The sequence below is a fragment of the Mesorhizobium sp. GbtcB19 genome (assembly GCF_019091085.1).
In the GTDB taxonomy this organism is placed as follows: Bacteria; Pseudomonadota; Alphaproteobacteria; order Rhizobiales; family Rhizobiaceae; genus Mesorhizobium.
The window spans coordinates 1-306 of record NZ_JAGXJY010000168.1 but is presented as its reverse complement, the minus strand read 5'-3'; the positions used below and the strand labels follow the sequence as shown (position 1 = coordinate 306).

Below are 306 nucleotides of genomic sequence, written 5' to 3'. Positions count from 1 at the left end.
AAGGGGAAATGAAGTATGTCAATGACAAAAGAAGCTTTGCAATATGTAGTAGGTTTAGGAAATGCAGAAGTAGAGGAAATCAACGGTCAAACGTATTCTAATCAGCAGTTGCATGTAGTGGAAGAACCGACACCACGTGCTTTAACTGTACGTAGCCTATCTAGTTTAGTAGATTATGCGAAATCTAATTTTGATACAGCAGAAACAATTATGATTCACATTGAAAGTCCAACAGAAGTGAGTTTGTTTACTGCATTAAACGGTAATTGCAATCGTAGTAAATTCGTGAAAGCAGAAGCTTTAATT

Annotated in this window: 1 protein-coding gene; it reads left to right on the top strand. The window is 35.9% G+C overall.

Annotation, left to right across the window (positions count from 1 at the left end; all coding sequences use genetic code 11):
• Positions 1-21: 21 nt before the first annotated feature.
• The coding region (locus KVT37_RS32070; RefSeq protein WP_217579007.1) for a hypothetical protein at positions 22-306 on the top strand (285 nt) is incomplete at its 3' end.